Genomic DNA, 19,949 nt, shown 5'->3' with positions numbered 1-19,949 from the left:
TCATCCTCGTTTCTGGATGTTGGTGATGTGTACTCCGTCGTGGAAACGGACGTTGATCACTTGCAGGTAGTCGAAACGACTGCGGTCGGGCCGCAATTCAACGATGTGCACGTCTGCGGCGGTCTCGCTCAGCGGAGTGACCGCCACGCAATGGCGGGTGCCAACAGGGAGGCTGGCGATTCCTGTGGTGAGTCCGTCGAGACTGAGGCCCGCCTCGGGCCCGGTAAGAGACAATGCACGCGCGGCGTCGCGGTCGGAGTAATAGGCGAATTCGAAACTGGCGACAATCCCCCCGATCGAGGTGTTATCTCCACGGCGATCGGTGACGAGGCCGCCGGTCAAACCTGCACACGCCGGGTTGTCGGAAACCGTTGGCATACCGGCAGTGGTAGAGGTGGTGGTCGTCGTTGCTGTCTGATCGAGGTCGGCCCGTGACATGACCGCTACGGCCCCGACGAGAACTGCTGCCACGGCGGCCGAGATGGATACCCAGCTCAGAACCCTGCTGTTCGATCTGGGTGCCTTCGCTGTTATCGGGACAGCAGTGCTGGTGTCCCCGTCGTCTGAGGGTTCATCATCAGCGGGCGATAGCTGTTGATCGTCGAGCCATCCCCATTCTGCGGCGGTCGCTGGGTCTGCAGAAGAGGTGAATGCGTTGCCAGACAGCGCGTGGGATTCGGCGGGCCGAGAGCCGATATGGTTCTCGAGCCATCCCCATTCGTCACGGGACTTATGGTCCTGCAACACACTTCACCTCCTCGTCAGTTGGCAGGGAGTTCCTCCGGGGGAGCCACACGATGAGTGGAGGGGGTGTGCGGCTCCCCCGAAGGAACGGACGCGGGAGTAGTGACTCCCGCGGGACTGGGTGTCACCGACGAGTCCGGTGGATGCTGGTCACGGCTGTCGGCCAGCGCCGCGAACCAGTGCGCGGCCACCGTCATCAGGGACTGCTGGCCGTTGCTGGAGGCGCCGTAGTCGGCTCGGCGACCGATGACGTCGGCGGCTTGGGTGAGCAGCCCGATGTCGACCAGGTCGGCGTTGTCGGTGATGTTGTCGCGAACGGCGTCGAATGCTTGCTGCACTAGCCGCGTTCCGGTGGCCGGCGGGATCAGTTCGACGGCAGCAGCAGCGAGCTTCGTGCCGAGAGTTGCCAACGCCCCGACCGGGTCGACCAGGCCGATGCCGATCAGTTCGGCAACGGTGGCAGGGGTGATGACCTTCTCGGCGATCGTGACCGCGCTGTTGAAGGCAATGGTTCCCAGCTTCATGAGCGCCTGGATCGCGTCGTTCGGGCCAGGGATCTGGGTGCGCGGGTCCGAGGCTTCGGCAAGTCGCTGCGAGATGCTCTTCTCGGGCGCATAGGAGATCTGGTCCAGGCTGGTGCCTTGAACGTCGTCGGTGACGACGTTGATCGCCGTGGTGTAGATCGTTTGCGCCATCGCGGTCGCGATCGTCGATATCGCCGCAATGGGGTCGTGGAGGTCTGCGCGTGCCGCCACGTTCGATACGACTTGCAGCAGCGCGGCGTGGTCGGGAGTGTTGCATGCGAGATCACCAGGCGCGCAAAGGTCTGCGACGCGGCCGGTGAGTGTTCCGTAGCTGGCTGAACCGATCGCGTGGCTACCGAGCGCAGCAGCGATTCCGCCTCCGGCGAGGCGGGTGTTGGGCAAGGTGATCGCCGAGACAGCGGAGTCGGGCAGGCTCGGCGGTGCCGTCGGCGTGGTCTGCCCCGGGCGGCCCGGCAGCACCTCGGAATCTCGCTGTCGCGCCGGATTGGCGATCAACGCGATGCCCGCGATGTGATCGGCCGGGATGGCTGTGGCGCCGGTGCCGACTCGTCGGCTGAACTCTGAAAGTGCGTGCGCTCCTTGGGCATATCCCGCCCCGCCGAGCAGTGTGTCCGGGCACTTCTGGAGGACACGGGTCGCGGACTCGACCAGTCTGTCCGCCGCCGCGCTGATGGCTCGGGTATATCCGTCGCCAGCAGCGCTCAAAGAACCGGTCGCAGCTGTGGCATCGAGCGCGACGTAGGCGCGTTGGACCTTCGTTCCGGTTTCGGCAAGCAGTGGCCGAAACATCGTTCCGAGCATCCCTGTGTCGGTGGTGGACGCAGCGTCGGGCGAGGTTTCTTCCGCGGGCTGGATGCCGAGCACATACAGTGCCGGGCATTCGGTCCCGGCTGGTAGCTCCGATGTGGGCTGCGACCACGCCACGCCGGTCATGGCGATCAAAGCGGCGATGGCAGTGGCGCTTGCTGCCAGCACTCGCACCGGTGCCCGGTGCGCACCACGCTGTACGCACCGAACCCGAGCCCGCTGGAACCGCCTCATCGGCCAGCTCCTCCCGCGAGATCACGCGACAGAGCCGAGAACCAGTCGGCAGCGTTGGCAGTCTGGCCGTCGGTGCCGTACCCGGTGTGGTTGCCGTGCACATCGAGGTAGCGCCCCAGGACGGCGGGGTTGGCCAGATCGCTGTTGTCGGCGATGTTCTGCCCGATCGCTGCGATGATCTGCCCGACCAGACGCGGGATCTGCCCCAGGGGATCGGCGAGGACTGCCGAGACGACCTGGTCGGCTTTGTCGTTGGCAGCCTGGGTCTGTTCTGCTGTCGGTGCCGCTGAACGAGGGTCGGCGGCCTCGGCTAGACGTTGAGAGACCGACCGGGAGGGGGCGTAGGTGACCTGACCGTCTACGACGCTGACATCGTTCACCAGTACGGAGGTTCTGGTGTCCGCCACGGTGGCTGACCACCCATTCGTCAGAGACTGTGCAGCAACAATCGGATCGCGCAGATCCGCTTGAGCCGCAAGGCCAGCGACGGTGCGCAACGCTGCGTCGTTGGCGGGAGCGTCACAGCTCAGGTCACCCGCTATGCAGAATTCGGCGACTCGGCCGGAGAGATCGCCGTAACCTGATCCGCTGGCGGTGATGCCACCGGTCGGAGGTACCGGGTTGATCCGCACTCGACTGGTCAGCTCCCCTGCGGATCCTGGTGCGGGGCTGGGCGTCATCTGGCCGGGCCGTCCGGGAAACGGATCGGTGCCCGTTGCGCGAGAAGGGTTGCTGAGCAAGGCGATCCCGGCGACTTTGTCAGCCGGGACGGGCCCGGTTCCCGAGCCGACATCGGCGGCGAAGCTTGAAAGCACTTCCGCGCCTTGGCTGTATCCAGCAGCGGCCAGTTTCGTGTCGGGGCATTGTGCGATGACCTGAGTGGCCATCGCGTCCAGCTGGGTACGGGCCGCTTGCACGGAATCGACGTAGGAGTCGGTACCTGCGCCGGTGCCGATCACGCCGCCGAAAGAAGCGGGGTAAGGCACGAAGGCGTGTCCGATACTCACACCGTTCGCGAGCATCGGCCGGAACATCTCGCCGAGCATCCCGGTGTTGTCGAAAAGGGAGGCTCCGGGCGAAGATTCGCTCGTACCCTGAACGCCCAACACATAGAGTCCAGGGCAGCTGGGACCAGGAACTTGCGCGGTGTCGTCGGCGATGGCTGTTGCGGTGCCTGCCAGCATCGCTGCTGCCGTGCAAGCCGTCAGGCTCCAAACCGCGCGGTGCCGCTGACGAGCTCGGTGCTTGCTCACTCCCCCACCCCCACAGCTGCGCCGACGCTGGCACCGACCGTCCCGCCCGCGATGGCGGCGGGGATTCCGCCCAGCGCTCCGGTGATCGCCCCGCCGATCGCGGCTCCGATCGCGGCACCGACTGCGGTGGCGGTGCCGATAGTCCCGCCGAACACGATGGGGGTAGCGGCAGCCGCCGCCAGGATGCCGGGAATGGCACCGATTTCTGCGGTGGCTACCGCACCTGCGACGGCCAATGCGCCTTCAACGCCGATAGACCCGACGACTCCGACAGCGGCACCGATCGCGGCACCGGCCGCGGCTCCGAGTGCCGCACCGGGAACGGCAGCCACGGCAGCCGCCGGAACTCCAGCGGCGACGGCACCGATCCCGGTTCCTGCGGTACCTGCCGCCGCGACGCGGTCACTGCGCTCCGGGGGTAGTCCGATGCTGTCCCAGAACTGTGCGGCTGCGGCTTCGAAGCCTGCGGCGGCGGTGTTGATTCCGTCCGTGACCTCCGGGGGGAGCCAGTCCGGGCTTGGGGTGCTCCAGTCGCCGATCCTGATCGTTTTCGGCGGCGGTTCGATCGGCGCGACCGTCGGCGTTGGTTCGGGTAGGTGGAGGTCCTCCCAGACGATCGGTGAAGCGGGCTCCGACGGAGGGACCGGGCGGGAGGGGGCATCGTTGCGTACCGCGGGCGAGGTGTGCTCGGGTTCGGGTTGGGGTTCAGGTGCCGCTGGCGGTGGGGGCGGCGCAGTTGTTCCCGGCTGCGCCGGGCTGGTCACCCCGGGCTGGTCGGCGATCTCACCGACGGCGGCGTCGGCCGGGATCACCAAGGCCAAGGTGACCATCAGAGGAACAGCGGCAACGAATACGCCCCGCTGGATTCGGCGCTTGGCCTGCCCATGGGGAGGCCAGCGATGTGCGGAGGGCTGGGAGGCGCTCTCGACATGCGGAGAAACGCATAGCGAGGTCCGGTTCTCGGATGAAGGCATGCGCGATCCACTTTCTGCGCTGAGAATTATCGACAAAGTCGAAAGAGAGTTTCTAAATGGAGGAATGGGCCGCCCGAAGTATTCGTTGTCGGGCGGCCCCGGAGTCCCTACAGGAAGCTGAATACGATATTCAGCACATTCACCAGTGCCGACGTTGCGTTTGCAGCGATCGAACTGCCGGTGTTGAGGACGCTGAGGATGATGGCGGGGTCCACGGATTCTCCTTCCGATTCACGTGTATCGTTCTGACCTCACCATCACAACCGTGAAATGCGTTGCGTGTCCATAGTTTTCACTTGCACCACCAAGTGCATTACACGTCGCAGTGCATTACACCGCACAGTGTCAGTCCGACCCCTTCCACAAGATCACGATTCGAATACGCTTCCACCTCGAAGGAACCGGGAAACCAGTTCCGCCGTCCTATCCATCACAGGCGTTTGGAGGAAATGCCTGCTTGAGAAACAAGGGGGTTGAATGCACAACGACAGCTCAGCTAGCAAACAATTCGCTATTGAAATGGGGGCGAGGGTCCGCCCGCTGTCACGTCCGACCCTCGGTCGGTACATCAGGGCTGCGCGTCGCCGCACGAAGATGAGCATGAACCGTCTGGCCGAGCTCGCCCAGGTCAGCTTGTCCTACGTGGTGCAGCTCGAACACGGGGACAAGAAGAAGCCGTCGACAGGAGTGCTCGAGGCAATTGCTCGCGCATTGGAACTCGACGAAGACGGTCGGTGGGCCTTGTTCCAGCTCGCAGGCGTCGAGGTTCCCGCCCCGACGCCGACCGTAGAGGAGCTGCGCCACGGCCTTACCCCCAACCAGCGCTACACGCTCATAAGAGCCGAACCACACCTGGCGGCTTACTTCGATTCCCGGTGGAACCTGGTGGCCCACAACAGCGCTCACGAGCGGGCGTTTCCCGGCCTGGCCGAGGTCGGTAACGAACAGCTGTGGATGTTCACCGACGAGGCGCGGGATGTTCTGTTGGACCGCGACCACGAGATCGCGATCAGGATCGCCTGCCTGCGCGGTCGTTTGGCGATGAGCCCGAACACGGACTGGGCCGACGAGCTCCTCGGGGCGCTCGAGGCGTATCCCGAGTTCCGCCGACGGTGGAGTCGGGACGAACGGATGGCATTCGGCCGCGGGCCTGCCGACCCGTTCATGACGCTGCTCGATCCGGTCACACGCCAGCCGTACTTGGTGCGCGTCAATGAGTTTGTGACCGGCAAATGCGGTGGCTACGCCCTGCACGGCTTCATCGGCTGCAAGGAAGTCGGACATCATGCCGAAGTGGCATAGATCACGAAATCGGCTGTTTGCGTCCCAGAACACATCAGGCTCAGCTGGATGCACGTGCAGATGCACGCACATGCACTCGCAGGTGTATTGCACTCGATGGCGTAGCCGAAAACAGTAGACACTCACGGGATTACGCGGTTGTGATGGTGAAGTCCGAAACACCTTCGAGCCAGGAGAATACGTGGATTCAACCACCGCTGGTCGGACCTCGACCTGATAACGCTCTAGAAATCCCGGCGCGTCCAAATCTTTCCCTCTAGGGGGATTGCGCGGGCCGCCCGATCACCCCCTCCGATCGGGCGGCCCATTCCCACCGAAGCAATTGTCCTACCTACATCGGCTGATTCGCGTTGCGCGAGAATATCGATTCTGAATTCCTGTGTCCGAACTGCTCTGCTGCACCCGTATCTTGTTGCACGCCCGTGAATCCCATCACCCGAAAGTGCGCACTACCGTGCGCTCCTCGAAAGGAATGGGTTGTGAATTCGGCTCCGCCAGGGCGATGCCCGCAACATATCGGCGCCACCATGACACCTTTGTGCGGCGCCTGCCGGACCGCGCGCCGGGCTCGTGCCGCCTGGGATCGCCACCATCGCGACGAACTGCACGAAGCAGCGGTCGCCGAGCGCGCTCGGCGGCGTTCCTGCGAGATGTGCGACGAGGCCGGATGGCGAACGCCTCCTGCGGAATTGCTGGCGGCGAACGCCGATCCGCCCGTTGTCCGGTGCGACCACACCACACCCACCTCCCTCGATCACTGGCATCCGGCAGCTCCCAAGCCCTCGATGCCGTCGACCTTCCCCTTGCCCCTCTACGAGGAACCGAACCCATGACCTTCCCCCAGGAATGCATCCTCACCGTCCCGGCACCGGACGGAGTTCGACTGTCGGCCAAGCGATTCGGCACCGGCCGTGCACCGACATCGGTGATCTTCGTGCACGGTTTGCTGACCGACTCGACATACTGGGCTCCGTTGGCAGAACATCTGACAAGCCGCCTCGGCGACGCTGTCGATCTGTATCTCTACGACCAGCGTGGCCATGGCCGTTCAGGATGGCCACACCGCAGGGCCTTCACCACGTTGGCGACCCTGGCCGCTGATCTCGATGCCATCGTTTCGCGTGTGGTCGGCCGCGTGATCCTTGTTGCGCATTCCGCGGGCGGTCACGTCGCCCAGGCGTTCGCCGAGCACCATCCCAGGCAGTTCCAGACGTTGGCCGCCGCAGTGCTGTTCAACCCGGCCGGTGAGTTCCCGGAGTACCCGACGCTGCCGAGCTATTTTCTTTCGATCCCCAACGCACTGAACGGGCCGCGTCCAGGCGCGCTCGATACGCTCAACGTCTTGGCCCACCGAGCCCTGCAAGCTCGCTTCCGAGCGCTGAGTAGGCGATATGGGTCACGCTCCCCGTTCGTGACTGGCAGCAATCGGGTCGACCCGCGCGTGCTGTGCGACTTCGTGCTCTCGCTGCGTCATTTCTATCTGGGACCGCAGACCGTGACCACGTTGCGCGCGGTTCCGACCATGGTCTTGGGTGCCGAGCGCGACGGCGTCGTACCCCCCTCGCAGTCGGAGCGCTTCGCCGACAAGATCGAGGCTGATTTCGAGCTGGTCACCGGAGTCGGTCATTCGCTGCCACGAGCTGATCCGGTGCTGTCTGCCGCGGCGGTCGAATCCGCGATCGTGCGGGTTGGTGGTCCGCTAGTCCGCGTCACATCCGCCGGTGCAGAGAACGACGCCCTCTGGGGGGTGCACGGCGCGGAGACCGAAGGATGAGCAGGGAACCGTCGGCCTCGCCAGTAGGTGAGCCTGCTCGCGACGACGAGGGCACTACAGCTGAGAAGACCTGGCCGGTCGAGGAAGGCGCACGGCGCTTGCACAAGTCGCGGGCCTGGTATGTGCGGCAGCTGAACGCGGGGCTATTGCCTGGTCATCGCGCGGGCCGAACCTGGTTTCTCACCGAGAGCGATATCCAGGCGGCGCTAAAGCAGACCGCCCAGCCCTCTAATGATCCGCCTACGCCTACGCCTGATGCGCTGGGTCAGTCATCTGCCCAAGCGATCTCCTCTGCAGCGGGATTGAGTCGGCGTCAACGCCGCCAAAGTTGGCAGCCGCCGGCCCGATGACTCCCTGGGTGCGGCTCAGCCGACACCGTGCCACAGGGAGCGGCACGGCCCGGAGTGTGATCCCAGGTGAACCCGTGCACCTGTCTCCGGGCCGTGCCATCTCATTCTGAAGCGCTGCTGGCCGGGTCCATGGCCGGACGGCGTGCCGCCTGCAACTCGGCACGCAGCCGGGCCGCCTCGGCGTCGGCCCGTTTCTGCGCCGCAGCCATCTGCTCACGGTGGTCACGGCGGCTCTGTTCGAGCTGTTGGCGATGAGCCTGTGCCGCCTCCTCGGCGGCACGATGCGCAGCCGAAAGGGCCTCGGTGTGGACCGAGTGCAGATGTGTGATTTGGCGCGAGTGCTCCTCGGTCCGGCTCTCGAACACCTCACGCAGCCTGGACGCCTCGGCTCGCTCCGCCTCGGCAGCCTTCAGCGCCGCAGCACGTTCACCTTCGGCTCGCGCTTGTGCGGCTCTCGCGGCATCGACGTGCTCGCGCATCTGCTTGAGTGCCTGCTCGGCTTCGTCGTACACGCTGTCACGGGCAGCTTCAGCCTCCGCGATGCGCCGGTTCGCCTCGGCGGTCACTTCCTCGACGCGGTCATTGGCTTGATCGAGAGCCGTCGCGGCCTCCTCAGCAGCATCGAGAGCCACCTGTTCGAGATCGCGAGATTGGTCGAGCTGGAGGCGCATGGCATCGGCGACCTGCTCGGCATGTACACGAGCCTGCTCCGCTTCGGCGACCTGGATCGTGGTGCTGCGCTTTATTTCGGCGACCTCATGGGCGATGTTGGCCGGATTGCGGATCGAGTCGAACAGATCTCCGGCATCGGTGACTACGGCGTCGAGTTCAGTGCCGAGTTTGCCGAAGCGGTCGACGAGTCCGGCCAGCGAAGCAATGTCACCGGTGACCGTACGAGGAACGGCAGCTTCCTCGGCTCGGGCCGCTGCCTTCGCCAGTGCCTGCTTCTTGCGCAGTGCTTTGAGAGCCGTGTGGCCGGGATCGTCGCAGTACTTCAGTGGACGGCGCCGGTGTTCGCTGACCGCGACCGGTCGATCGCAGCCAGGAAAAGTGCACGTATCAGGGGTTTCGGATGAGGACGAAGCGATGACCTTGAGCATTGGATTTCATTTCATTTCAATGCATTTCATTTCATAGCGTCTGTCAGACTGCAATGAAATGAAATCGGATCGGATCGAGTGCCCGGCTGCCCGCAGGTCGATCGGGGCGGACAGCCGGGCGGCATGGAGGCGGCGCGCTTGGACTACCGGCTGACCGGTGGCGGCTCGACCACGGAGGTGGCCCCGGTCGTGGTCGCACTCAGTTCAGGCACACACCTCTCGACCACCGACATCAACGTGTCGATACGCGCCAAGCCCAGGTGCGCGACGACCATCGCCAATGGCACACCTGCAGACAACAACCATTCGGCGCAGCTCCAACGTACGTCCTCCGGGCGAGGCCGTTTGCCGTGCAGGGGGTCGCTGCCTTCGTCGTGGCAGTCGAGCAGACGGGCCAGTGCGCCTCTCCACACCTTGGCATAGAGATGTCCGAGGACTGGACCGCCTGAGCGGGTCGTGAACAGCAGCTCGTCGCCGGGGCGGTCCAGGTCGAGGCGCTCGATCTGTGCCTCGGGAAGGCGGATCACCCTGCGGCTGTACTTGTTCGGCCGGATCTTCCATCCGTCGTTTGTCGGTGTCCAGGTCTTGGAGATCTCGCAGCTGGCGGTGTCGGGGTCGACGTCGCAGACGAATACCGCAGCGGTCTCGTTGAGACGTGCGGCTCCCACGGCCAGGAAGTCGGCGTGCTGACGCCAATACGCGGGCAACCCATCACGCACCGCGGTGAACTCGTCGAGGCTCAGCACAACGGGCCCCCTCCTGATTCCCCGGTGCGAAGAACGGCGGGACAACCAAGATTCGGCGTGCTGGTGAATCGGCGCGTTCATGCGGCGATGGACAGGATCGGGCGGTGCAACCGCGGAAGGCGGGCGGCAAAGACCTTGGCGGCATCGGCGCTGGCGGAGCGGTCCAGGTGCCCGTAGACCTTGTCGGTGATGACGGCCGACTCGTGACCAGCGTCGCGGCTCACCACAAACAACGGCGCACCGCCGAGCAGGCGCCAACTGATTCCGGTATGCCGGAGCCAATAGGGGCTGGGCCGTTTGCCTTTCAACTCGTCGGAGACGACGTCGCCGTTCTCGTCGAGCACAATCAGCTTCTGCAGCGCGGGAACGAATGCCTTTTGATACAAGTAGCAGGGCCGGATCGGGTTGCCGTGGTAGGTGTGGAACAGCAGTTCGCTCTTCGGCCGATCCAGGTCGAGCAGGTCCAGAGTTTCCATCGGCACATTGGTCACGCGAACGCCCCGCTGTGTCTTGGGCGGCCCGAGCTTCAAGCGGCCACCGGTGTATTTGAACGCCTTACTGATGTCCACAGCACCGGTGTCGCGGTTGATGTCGCCGACCAGCAGCGCGGCGATCTCGGCAGGCCGGGCCATCGAGGCTGTGGAGAACTCAACCTGCGGAACCCACCGGTCGGGCATCGCACCGACGAACAGCCCGTACTCGTCGGGTTCGAGAAACATGACCCGCGTCGGGTAGATCTTCGGCAGCCTGGTATCCGCGCAGGGGTTGTACGGGATGAGCGGTTGAGGCTTGAGTGTGGCCGCCGCCTTCATCGCCGAGGAGAAGAAGCCGTGCTTGTTGTGGATGGTTTTGGCTGCGAACTCCTTCTCCTCTTCCATGTGGATGACCCAGGCGGCATCGGTGAACTGGGTGACCGCATCGAGAGGAAGGTGTCCCATGAAGGGATCGATGTCGTTGACGATGTACTGCCTGTACTTCTTCTTGGTGTAGGGCTCGACGCCCGAGAGGTGATCGACGACGAAGTTGCACCATTCGGTGACTGTCGGCGCGGCGACCACCGCCGAGCGCTGAACCTCGAGGACTCGCAGGGCCTCGACGACTCCGTGCTTCTCGATCAGGTCGGCGAACTTGCGCGCGGACTCGAAGTCGTCGAAGGTCTCGGAAGTCTGCTTGGGCTTGCCGCCGGGCTGGGGCAGCCGGAACGGCACTTTCCAGGTGATGGAACCGTCGGTGCGAGTGACAGAACGTGGAGTGGGCACAAAGTCCTCCGTGAAAGGGTGACTGTGCCGACATCCCGTGGAATACAAGATGTTGACCGGAGTGTTGACGGCCGGTCAGAGATCCGATTCGATCTTACCGCTGACCAGCCGCAACTGATGTGGGCGAAGGGGGACTTGAACTTCCGGTTCCCCGCTCACCCGTGCGCCCGAATTCCCGACGTCTCCATAGCGCGCCGCACGCGCGTTCCATTTCGGTATCCCATACCCGATACTGGACAAGCAACCCGATACCGGACAGGTGTGCGGAGTCGCACACGGGTTCCGGCAGTGCTTGTCCCTGCCATCGATCGTGGCGGTGCTAGAAATCCAGTCGGTCTCGGTGCGATCTTGGTTTACCAGAGATTCGCCTTGGACGACGTACTACGAGGTCAGCACGGCGTTACCAAGGGTAGAAACTAGCTGATAGCCAAAAGATATCTTCCGGTCGGAGCGTTATCAGCCAAGGGCATCAACTAGAGCACGCGCGATGGTCCCGGCATGACTTGGTAGTAGTGCAGACCGAGTGATACTGTCCGCATTGACTTCGGTCGGTGCTCGGACATCTTTCATATGTAGAGGTAGCGTGAATCTCAATGATGCTCTGCGCGACGGAATGTCGGTGGATGGAGCTATAGGTGTTGCGATCGTCGACTGCGACACCGGTTCGACTGTCGGCAAGCAGGGTGGAAATTCGCTACTCGATCTCGACATCGCCGGCGCAGCACTCGCAGAGGTAGTACAGGCGAAGATGCGCGCAATCGAGACGCTGCAACTCGACGACGCAATCGAAGACATTCTCGTAACCCTGGGATCGCAGTATCACATCGTCATGCCGCTGGAGAGTCGGCCCGACAGTGTATCGGCTGTTCCCGATCGTCGCGACAAGCTTTTCCTGTACCTCGTGCTCGATCGCGCGCAAGCAAATCTGGCCTTGGCTCGCAGGCACCTACGTCATATCGAGCAGGCGGTCCGGATATGAACCAACAACACGTACAGCGCAAGGCGATACGGCTCAGCGACCCCGACGCCGTTGCGAAATTGTTGGCCGAGGCGTGCGAGTCGTTCGCCGACGCGCAATACATCTTCATCGCCAGCCGTGACGGCCTCGTCGTGGCATCGGGCAATTCCAGTGACGGCGAAGAAGATGAAGTCGCGCTGCGGGGGTCGGTGGTCGCTGCGGCGGCGGCCAGTATCGGCGACCACTTCGCAGTACTAGCCTCGCACGGACGATCACAATCGGTACTGTTCGAAGCCGATCGGGGGTGCGTCGGAGTCTTCCCTCTGACCAGCACCCTGGTGTTGGTGGTGGGCAGTGCCCAGTCGGTGAGCCTGGGTCGCCTGAGTGCCACGGCGCGCAAGATCATTGCCCAGTTACACGCTCCAAATGGCTGACGTCTGTACCTGCACAACCCCGATGAATCGAAGCACAGTAAGGAATGACTCATGTCGGATATGGATACGGCGCTGAAAGAAATGATGGCCGTCGACGGCGCGCTCGGGGCCGCTATCGTCGACTACGAAAGCGGAATGGCCCTCGGCACGGCCGGCGGCTCCAAAGCCCTCGATCTCGAGATCGCCGCGGCGGGCAATACCGAGATCGTCCGCGCCAAACAACGCACTCTCGCCCAGTTGGGCCTCCAGCAAGACATTGAAGACATCCTGATCTCGCTGTCGGGCCAGTACCATATCATTCGCCCGTTGAGCAGTCGCCAATCCCATGGCCTCTTCCTCTACCTCGCCCTGGATCGCAACCGCGCCAACCTCGCGTTGGCAAGGCACCGCCTGAAGAACATCGACGATCAGTTGCAGATCTAGTCCCGCACCACCAGGTCGCCAGCTTTTCGGGCGGCACACTGGTCGACGGTCGCTGGGCCGGGCACAGGGATACATTCGCTGATCGGCGGCGCGCCGCCGATCCAACTGAACGGCGCGGCAGGCACTTCGGCGGCGCGACATCGAGACTATCCACGACCAGACACTGATTCGGTGGACGGACCAAGGAACGGTACGAGCGACTCGGCGCTGCCACCGCACAACGCTGAACCGGATGGCGCCGACACGGCGAATAAGGTTGTGAATCAGGCAGATTGACAATCAGACGACTCGCCGGTAGCTGTTGCCGCGCCCCTCGACGATTGCTCTGCCACCGGAAGCCGACGCATCTGACGGCAGATCGCGGCCGCCCGAGCGTGCCCGCGACGACTGTCGATGCGGGCCGCGCTGATCGCGAGAAACATTCCTACCGTGCGGGTTTCGTACCAGCGGTACGCACTTCCCTGCCGCGGCACGTCGGGTCGCGAACCGTCACATCGCCGAGACACAGTCACATCGCCGAGACACAGGCGCGCACAGTGCCGCGCGGGAAGTGCCTCGACCGGCGGTCCGATGCAGCTCGGTGGTGGTGGACAGCTCGCGCAGCGTGTTCGCGGCCATGGCCGCCATCCGAACGGCGGGCTGGGAGGCGGAGTCGGCGACACAGGTCCGGGTTCTTGTCGAAGGTGTCCGCCAAGTGGGCGAGTTGGTCACACAGCTGGGATGTTGAGTGAGGGCTTCGCCGAGCCCGCGCATGGCCAGGGCCGCGTCGTGGGGGCGAGCAGGACGCGGGCGGGTGCGTCGAGGGGCGCGCACACTGCTCCCGTCGGTTCGGACTCGGGCCGCCGCGGACAAGGTCGGTCGAGTACGCCGCCCGGCGCAGTGCTCGGGCGGCGCCGTTTCGGTTGTTCGATCAGCAGCGAGGCTCGTGCGGGCGGCCGCAGTGGTATTCCCAGATGTTGGGTTCGTCGGACGCGGGCAGGGAGTTGCCGATTGCCCCGCCGATCCCGGCGCCGATGAGACCGCCGGCGATCATGCCGACCGGAATCGTGATGATGGCGAGCACACCCATGCCGATCAGGCCGAACAGGCCCAGGAAGCTCCCCAGGACGAATCCGATGGTGCCGCCGATGCCGGCCCCCATCTGGGTGTTGATCTGACGCTGGGAGACCCATCCGTCGATGGGCTTGGCGCTCAGGTGGGTGCCGGTCGGGTCAACAGTGGCGGAGAGTTCGACAGTGCCGTCGGAAGTGGCTGTCCGGAAGGGAATTTCGCCGATACGCGCACCGGTTGCGTCGGCGACGGTGTAGCCGGTGTCGGTCGCGGTGAATCGGCCGCCGTCCAGGTTGACCGTGACCTCCTTCAGATCGGAGGACTGAGAAATGGTGAAGGCCACACCGTGATCGGTGCCCTGAAGGGCGAATGGTCTCTCCTGCTGCGCCGCGGGCACGTCGGCGTGAGCGAATCCACTGGCGGTCACCGTGACCGCGGCAGCCATGACCGTGGCCACCGCGAACTTCGTGAGGTGCATGCGTGAGGTCTCTTTCTGACGCAAAGGGCGTGCGTCGGAATGCAATTGAACAATGCCCCGGTGTCGGAAGCGAACCCGACCGCACCGGAACGGCATCGGATTGGTTCACGATGTGGTGAACCGGCAGACGATACACGTAAGTGATGCGGAGCCGTGATCGGAGCACTGCCGGCCATGCTGCCACGGCGTGCATCGGTGAAATGTGTAGGTGCCGAAACTGGATTGGTCTCGCCCAACAACGAGACGTTCGATGCCGGCCGCGTCGCCGCGCTCCGGCATCTCGCTCTGCAAGCACCCGCTCCGGTCGCCGCCGATGCACTCGGATCACTACACCACCGGACACCGCCATCCCGCCCCAGCAGGCGGTACCTGGTACCGCTACGCCCCTGGAAACCACAACCGAGGACGATCACGAGGCATACCGACTACTTGGATAGCGGTCCCTGCCGGTCATCCCTGGACCTGCGAGTCCCCGATCTGGACGCCGTCGAGCCCGATCGGGTGTACACCTCGGTCATGGTCTCGTCTCCGCCGCGAAACATGTTGCATCACTTCGGCAGATCCGACTCGGCGCTGCGACGATGATCCACACGATGTGACGACAGGTCGTAGTTGTCACCGGGGCTTTCGGTGGCCTGGGGTTTGTGTCAGAGCTGCAGGTGATAGGTGACACCAATTGCAGGTTGTAGTTGTCACTTTTCCCAGGGTGACCGAGAGCGACTGGATAGCGTGGTCGGATGCGGAGCGTGGAACTCCCTCATCGGGTCATCTTCCTCAACGGGACATCGAGCGCGGGTAAGACCACCCTGGCGCGTGCCATTCAGGATGAGAGCGACATCCCGTTTGTCTATTGGGGGATTGATACCTTGTTCGGGTTGGTGCCGCCGAACTGGGGCGGTGGACGTGACGGTCCGCTGAGCCGTGATGGATTCTGGTATGACCGGACCGGCCGTGATGCGGATGGTCATCAGCTGGTGGTCATTCGCTACGGCGGTGTCGGTCGGCGGATGCTGCGGTCGGCGTGCGCTGCGGCCGCCGCGTTCACCCATGGTGGCGATCATCTGGTCGTCGACGAGATGCTGCTGACCCCAGATCTGCTGCCGATGTGGATGGATGCGTTGGCCGGCCTGGACGTTCAGCTGGTCTGTGTCACTTGCCCGCTGGCTGTCGCTGAGCAGCGGGAACTGGCTCGTGGCAAGAACATCGGGGTAGCGCGCGGCCATTTCCGCACAGTCCACGATCACGGCTACCGCTATGACACGACTGTCGATACAACCACCGGAACGCCCGCCGAACTGGCCAGAGTCATCCTGCGACAGCGGCAGACTCTGGACAAGTGACTTCGTCCGGATAGCGTTTGCGTCTCCGGAAACTGGGACGTCCAACGCTGCACGAGTTCACTGCGCACGTTGGGAAGTTGCGGCACGAATCAGCGGGTGTCGCATCATTATTCGGTGAATTGCCGCACATGTCGCTGCTCGATGTGGTCTTGGATGTCGCGGGTGAAGGTGATGTCGACGCCGGTGTGGTCTCATTTGTGTGGGTGGGTCGAACTTGCCACATCGGCAACGGTTTCCGATGCTGCGATCGAGTGTCAACGCGGCGATCGCGGAAACCGCGCGCACCGGCCAGACCGCCAAGGTCATCATCAGCACCCCTGCCAGGTGACCGCAGGGGGTCAGCAACGATCAGGTGCAGTCGATCGACCTCCGTTGATTCGGCAGTACGCCCATCGTGCCTGTCTGCGAACGGCAGTGAGCTCGAAATCGATAGCAGACCAGCAGGTTTGGAACCGACTTGGTGTGACATCCCTGGGCGTGGCAGCTGCGCCGCCCTACGAAGGCCTTGATTGGGCACCCTTACGCGCAGCGACACCATTGTGGACGCACGACATCAGCGATAGGCAAGTCCATGCTCGGACGGGAACATGCTCGGACGGGAAATAGCCAGCACCCCTGGCCAACTCAGCATACGACCACGTGCCCGGTCGAATGTTCATGGCCGGACTCACGGTGCGGACCGGAAGGTCTCGGCGGCGAAGACCCGGCCCGCGACGATAATGGGCACTGTGGCGCCGAGGCTCGCCGATCCGGTGCCAAGTCCGTCGGCCCAGGACCAAGGCGTCGGATGAGATCCCCCAGCGGCGCAGCCGGGGCGCAGGGCACGACGGAACAGCGGCGGTTGCGGATGGAGAGCGAACAGCTGAAACTGGCGCTGGCCGAGGCCCCGCCGTCCGGGGCGGCGGGTTGATCATCGGCCGGTGACCGGCCCACGGCGCGGGTGCCGGTCGCGGAACAGGTTGTCCGCGAGGGCGTTAACGGCCGCGGGGGCGCCAGGCGATTCGATGTGCGACGGGATCGTCCCTACGGGGGGATGGATACGTCGATCGGGAGCGCACGGCTTCCGGTTCCGACTCGACCGTGAGGTGTTGTCCATGACGAAACGAATCGCTACCACCGCCGGGGTGTTCTCGGTGCTCGGGGCGGCGGCGTTGGTGCTGACCGGGTGCACGAGCGAGCCCGGGGTGCCAGGTGCGCAGGCCACGGCCGCGCAGGCCGGCGCGCAACAGGTGCAGCTGCAGGGGCAGCCGACCGCACAGGTGCCCGCGTGTGCGGACGGGCAGCTGAACTTCAACGCCGAGCCGATCACCAACCCGTCGGGGGCGACGCTGGGGTTCAAGCTGAACTACTGGGTGGTGGGTGCGAGCGGGGCGTGCAGCCTGACCGGCTACCCCGGTATCACAGCGGTCACCGGCGGTCCACAGGTCGATGCCGTCCGCAAGCCGCGGGGCGCACTGTTCGGCGGCCTGCCGCAGGGCCAGGACACCCCGCCGACCGTGGTGCTCGACCGTAACCACGGCGCGCAGGCGGTGGTCGAGACCACCCTCATAGCCCACCAGAGCGCCGCGTGCCCCACCTACACCGAGTTCCTCACCACACCACCCAACACCACCGACACCCGCAAGGTCTCGGTAACCACCCTGGGCTGCGAATACGCCGTCTACCCGGTGTACTCCTGGTCGCGGTGACCCGAGCCGCACCCCTGCCAGGCGGGATCGGACGCTGCGGCGCCCGGCCCGCCCGGCCGGCCCGGACCGTCAGTCGTTGGCGTGCAGCACCGGGAAAGCTCGATGCCCGAGCTTTCCCGGTGCTGGCCATGAGCGCGCTCGCCTTCGAACTGTGGCCATTGTCGACGGCGTCGTTCGAGAAGAACACGCAGCAAGAGGCGACGCGGCCAGCACCGACTGCAGCTATCTGCCGTGAGCCCAGCTCCGACCGGGCCAGCACGGCCAGGGCAGTTGATGAACGGTCTGTGGCGCCGAGTTCCGAGACGATACGGGCATGGCCGGATCGGTGAGGGCTTGACGAACTCATATTGCTTGCGTGATGATCTTGCAGACGGCACAACTGTGCAACCGTCCACCAAGAAGGCTCGTCTGCCCCCTTATTTGTGGGGCACTGCTTGGGTTTTCGTGCAGATCTCACTCGCTTCCGCGGTACTCGACACCAGCCGCTCATGTCCGGTCTCGGGATTGTGTCCGCCACTCGCAAACGGCTGCGCTGCCTACACTGCCGACTCATTCCCCTCGGGGTCACGTCGTGTGACTCGGATCGGGGGCGTAGCCGGCATGCGGGTCAACCCTGTTCGAAATCTGCTCATGCGGAGACCTCTGTATCAGTCCGCGGGCTCGCACTGCGAGACCGTAACGGCGCGAGCACTATCCAGCGATACGACCCGCCGAGGACAAGGCTCGAGCTGCTATAGGGGTTCGGTCGGTCCGCACGCCGAGGTAGCCGTAAATACTGTTCTACCCATCGGTATCCCAGGCAGTCTCAATCGCATCCGTGAACACCGGATGTAACCGGCAATCCCTGTCGCCACCATCGCCGGTGAACCTCAGTCCTCGTCCGCAACACGGACAACTCTGTGCCGTGCTCGATCATTCGTGATCGACTGCGGCACTTGTCATCTCCACCCCGCCCGCCCAGGCAGCATCCACAACGCAGCCTGGGCTTTTTCATGTCCCAAGCCGGTGAGTCATCGACTCGGCTGTAGGCGATTACGCCGGTGCCGAAACCAGCAATCGTCGAGGCCCACCGCAACTTCATGCGAACACGTCCGGCCCTGTGGTCGGACACCCCCAGCTCACGACGCCCGTTCGTGAGCACCTCTGGTGCCGCACTCGATTCACCCCGAAATCGTGGGCGGCACTTGTCATTTCCGCCCTCCGGCCGTCCCCAGCAGTGGGGGCGGCCTTTTTCATGAAATACCGAGGTACGCACTGTGGCACCGAAAGACCCCCAGCAGATCCCCGACAACGATGTCTCGGCCCCGGCCATCACCACCCCGCTGACCACCCCTTATCCCGTTCAGGGCCCGTCGATCCCTGAGAGCCTGGGCAAGCCCCGCGTCGCTCCGCCACCGACCACCACGGCGAAACCCTCGACCGGCGGGCTCACGCCCCAGCAGCAACAGCTGGCGGGTCTGCTCATGCCCGACCCTTCGAAGGCCCAGCAACAGCAGCAGCCGCCACCGGCCGGTGGTATCGAGGACGCGCTCGCATTGACCCACAGCCCCCAACCCGCACCAGGGCAGTCCCAGGATCTGACGCTGCCCAGCGGTACCACGATCCAGCAGAGACCGGTCACCCTGCCCAACGGGCTGACCACCCACCAGAACAGCATCAAAACGCCGTGGGAATCCACACCCACCACCCACGCACCCAACGCTTCGCCACCCCGCAACTGGCCTCGGGCTTCGCCACCGACACCACCTACAGTGCCGCGCAACTGGGCCGCGACCTCGACCTGATCGCCGGCCGCGCCCAAGACCCCACCGGCACCGAGAAGCCCGCCGCCCCAGCAGCGACTCGACCAGCACTGGCAACACGGCGGACTGTGGACCACCGACGGCACCACCTTCATGCCCGACGCCACCTACAGTCCCAGCCAACTCGCCGCCGACCTCGCCCTGGCCTCCACCACCGGCACCCTCGACCGCGACGGCACACGCCTGCGCGATGAAGCCCGCGCCCGACTGGCCCCGCACATCTACACCCCCACCGCGCAACGCGAGGATCAGCAGACCGCCGTCTTCGAGATCCAGATGGTGGGGGGCGAGAGGGCGAATGTCCAGCACACCGTGCCGCGCGAATCGACCACGGGCACGTGTCCTGGTGGGGCCGCTGCGACTCGCCGGTGTCCGGTTCTCGCGGGCCGGTCGACCTCGGCGTCGAGGTCGCGAGGTGTCCAGGTTTCTGTTCGGCCGGTCCATGACAGTCTCTGGCGCCGGATTCGGGTACGGATACCGGCGTGTCCGGATCGGTGAGGGCTTGACGAAATCGCATTGCTTGCGTGATGATCTTGCAGACGGCACGACTGTGCAACCGTCCGTCGACAAGGCTTGTCTGCCCCCCTTTTCTTGCAGGCACTGCTTGGCTTTCGTGCAGGTCTCACTCGTTTCTGCGGTATTTGACACCAGCCGCTCATGTCCGGTCTGGGGATTCTGTCGGCCACTC

General features: G+C 64.5%; 19 protein-coding genes. 11 read left to right on the top strand and 8 right to left on the bottom strand.

Annotated elements, in window-relative coordinates; genetic code table 11:
* From ACQPXH_RS00265 to ACQPXH_RS00250, 4 genes are all read right to left on the bottom strand, one after another.
* On the bottom strand, positions 1 to 747 hold the full coding sequence (locus ACQPXH_RS00265) for a hypothetical protein (RefSeq protein ID WP_433600342.1): 747 nt from the start codon (positions 745 to 747) through the stop codon (positions 1 to 3).
* A 14-nt stretch (positions 748 to 761) separates the two neighbouring features.
* Positions 762 to 2,330, bottom strand: coding sequence for a cutinase family protein (locus ACQPXH_RS00260; RefSeq protein ID WP_433600341.1), 1,569 nt, complete (start codon positions 2,328 to 2,330; stop codon positions 762 to 764).
* On the bottom strand, positions 2,327 to 3,514 hold the full coding sequence (locus tag ACQPXH_RS00255) for a cutinase family protein (RefSeq protein WP_433600340.1): 1,188 nt from the start codon (positions 3,512 to 3,514) through the stop codon (positions 2,327 to 2,329). Before ACQPXH_RS00255 ends, ACQPXH_RS00260 begins: the two co-directional genes overlap by 4 nt.
* Positions 3,515 to 3,579: 65 nt before the next feature.
* Positions 3,580 to 4,413, bottom strand: a complete 834-nt coding sequence (locus ACQPXH_RS00250) for a hypothetical protein (RefSeq protein WP_433600339.1) — start codon at positions 4,411 to 4,413, stop codon at positions 3,580 to 3,582.
* A gap of 621 nt (positions 4,414 to 5,034) precedes the next feature.
* On the opposite strand from ACQPXH_RS00250, the gene ACQPXH_RS00245 reads away from it, so the two are divergent.
* Both ACQPXH_RS00245 and ACQPXH_RS00240 read left to right on the top strand, forming a co-directional pair.
* Positions 5,035 to 5,859, top strand: a complete 825-nt coding sequence (locus tag ACQPXH_RS00245; RefSeq protein WP_433600338.1) for a helix-turn-helix domain-containing protein — start codon at positions 5,035 to 5,037, stop codon at positions 5,857 to 5,859.
* Between the two features lie 829 nt (positions 5,860 to 6,688).
* Positions 6,689 to 7,633: an alpha/beta fold hydrolase gene (locus ACQPXH_RS00240; protein WP_433600337.1), complete on the top strand. Its 945-nt coding sequence runs from the start codon at positions 6,689 to 6,691 to the stop codon at positions 7,631 to 7,633.
* Positions 7,634 to 8,084: 451 nt separating this feature from the next.
* On the opposite strand, the gene ACQPXH_RS00235 is transcribed toward ACQPXH_RS00240, so the two are convergent.
* A complete protein-coding gene (locus ACQPXH_RS00235) occupies positions 8,085 to 8,654 on the bottom strand; it encodes a hypothetical protein (RefSeq protein ID WP_433600336.1) in 570 nt (189 codons plus the stop codon).
* Here ACQPXH_RS00235 and ACQPXH_RS00230 point away from each other — a divergent pair.
* Positions 8,634 to 9,059: a hypothetical protein gene (locus ACQPXH_RS00230; RefSeq protein ID WP_433600335.1), complete on the top strand. Its 426-nt coding sequence runs from the start codon at positions 8,634 to 8,636 to the stop codon at positions 9,057 to 9,059. The two genes, ACQPXH_RS00235 and ACQPXH_RS00230, sit on opposite strands and share 21 nt — an antisense overlap.
* 167 nt (positions 9,060 to 9,226) lie before the next feature.
* Here the strand turns inward: ACQPXH_RS00230 and ACQPXH_RS00225 are convergent, their stop codons facing one another.
* Positions 9,227 to 9,829 carry a hypothetical protein gene (locus ACQPXH_RS00225; protein WP_433600334.1) on the bottom strand — a complete coding sequence of 201 codons (603 nt, stop codon included), beginning with the start codon at positions 9,827 to 9,829 and terminating at the stop codon, positions 9,227 to 9,229.
* A gap of 77 nt (positions 9,830 to 9,906) precedes the next feature.
* Positions 9,907 to 11,088 carry a tyrosine-type recombinase/integrase gene (locus tag ACQPXH_RS00220; RefSeq protein ID WP_433600333.1) on the bottom strand — a complete coding sequence of 394 codons (1,182 nt, stop codon included), beginning with the start codon at positions 11,086 to 11,088 and terminating at the stop codon, positions 9,907 to 9,909.
* Positions 11,089 to 11,626: 538 nt separating this feature from the next.
* Here ACQPXH_RS00220 and ACQPXH_RS00215 point away from each other — a divergent pair.
* The 3 genes from ACQPXH_RS00215 to ACQPXH_RS00205 are packed head-to-tail and all read left to right on the top strand — an operon-like array spanning position 11,627 to position 12,903.
* Positions 11,627 to 12,067 carry a hypothetical protein gene (locus tag ACQPXH_RS00215; RefSeq protein ID WP_433600332.1) on the top strand — a complete coding sequence of 147 codons (441 nt, stop codon included), beginning with the start codon at positions 11,627 to 11,629 and terminating at the stop codon, positions 12,065 to 12,067.
* Positions 12,064 to 12,480, top strand: coding sequence for a roadblock/LC7 domain-containing protein (locus tag ACQPXH_RS00210; RefSeq protein ID WP_433600331.1), 417 nt, complete (start codon positions 12,064 to 12,066; stop codon positions 12,478 to 12,480). Before ACQPXH_RS00215 ends, ACQPXH_RS00210 begins: the two co-directional genes overlap by 4 nt.
* A gap of 51 nt (positions 12,481 to 12,531) precedes the next feature.
* Positions 12,532 to 12,903, top strand: a complete 372-nt coding sequence (locus ACQPXH_RS00205; RefSeq protein ID WP_433600330.1) for a hypothetical protein — start codon at positions 12,532 to 12,534, stop codon at positions 12,901 to 12,903.
* Positions 12,904 to 13,813: 910 nt separating this feature from the next.
* Here the strand turns inward: ACQPXH_RS00205 and ACQPXH_RS00200 are convergent.
* On the bottom strand, positions 13,814 to 14,431 hold the full coding sequence (locus ACQPXH_RS00200; RefSeq protein ID WP_433600329.1) for a hypothetical protein: 618 nt from the start codon (positions 14,429 to 14,431) through the stop codon (positions 13,814 to 13,816).
* A gap of 737 nt (positions 14,432 to 15,168) precedes the next feature.
* On the opposite strand from ACQPXH_RS00200, the gene ACQPXH_RS00195 reads away from it, so the two are divergent.
* The 5 genes from ACQPXH_RS00195 to ACQPXH_RS00175 all read left to right on the top strand — a co-directional run bounded on the left by ACQPXH_RS00195 (position 15,169) and on the right by ACQPXH_RS00175 (position 19,759).
* Entirely contained in the window at positions 15,169 to 15,771 is a 603-nt protein-coding gene (locus tag ACQPXH_RS00195; protein WP_433600328.1) for a phosphotransferase-like protein, read from the top strand.
* A 787-nt stretch (positions 15,772 to 16,558) separates the two neighbouring features.
* Positions 16,559 to 16,681: a hypothetical protein gene (locus ACQPXH_RS00190; RefSeq protein ID WP_433600327.1), complete on the top strand. Its 123-nt coding sequence runs from the start codon at positions 16,559 to 16,561 to the stop codon at positions 16,679 to 16,681.
* Positions 16,682 to 16,865: 184 nt separating this feature from the next.
* Positions 16,866 to 17,459 carry a hypothetical protein gene (locus ACQPXH_RS00185; RefSeq protein ID WP_433600326.1) on the top strand — a complete coding sequence of 198 codons (594 nt, stop codon included), beginning with the start codon at positions 16,866 to 16,868 and terminating at the stop codon, positions 17,457 to 17,459.
* Between the two features lie 1,256 nt (positions 17,460 to 18,715).
* The gene (locus ACQPXH_RS00180; protein ID WP_433600325.1) at positions 18,716 to 19,243 is read left to right on the top strand and encodes a hypothetical protein; all 528 of its coding nucleotides are present in this window, start codon (positions 18,716 to 18,718) and stop codon (positions 19,241 to 19,243) included.
* Between the two features lie 111 nt (positions 19,244 to 19,354).
* Positions 19,355 to 19,759 (top strand): hypothetical protein, encoded by a 405-nt coding sequence (locus ACQPXH_RS00175; protein WP_433600324.1) that lies wholly within the window; start codon positions 19,355 to 19,357, stop codon positions 19,757 to 19,759.
* Positions 19,760 to 19,949: the final 190 nt, after the last annotated feature.

It is taken from the genome of Nocardia sp. CA-135953 (genome assembly GCF_050955735.1).
Taxonomy (GTDB): Bacteria; Actinomycetota; Actinomycetes; order Mycobacteriales; family Mycobacteriaceae; genus Nocardia.
This window is presented reverse-complemented; position numbering and strand designations above follow the sequence as displayed.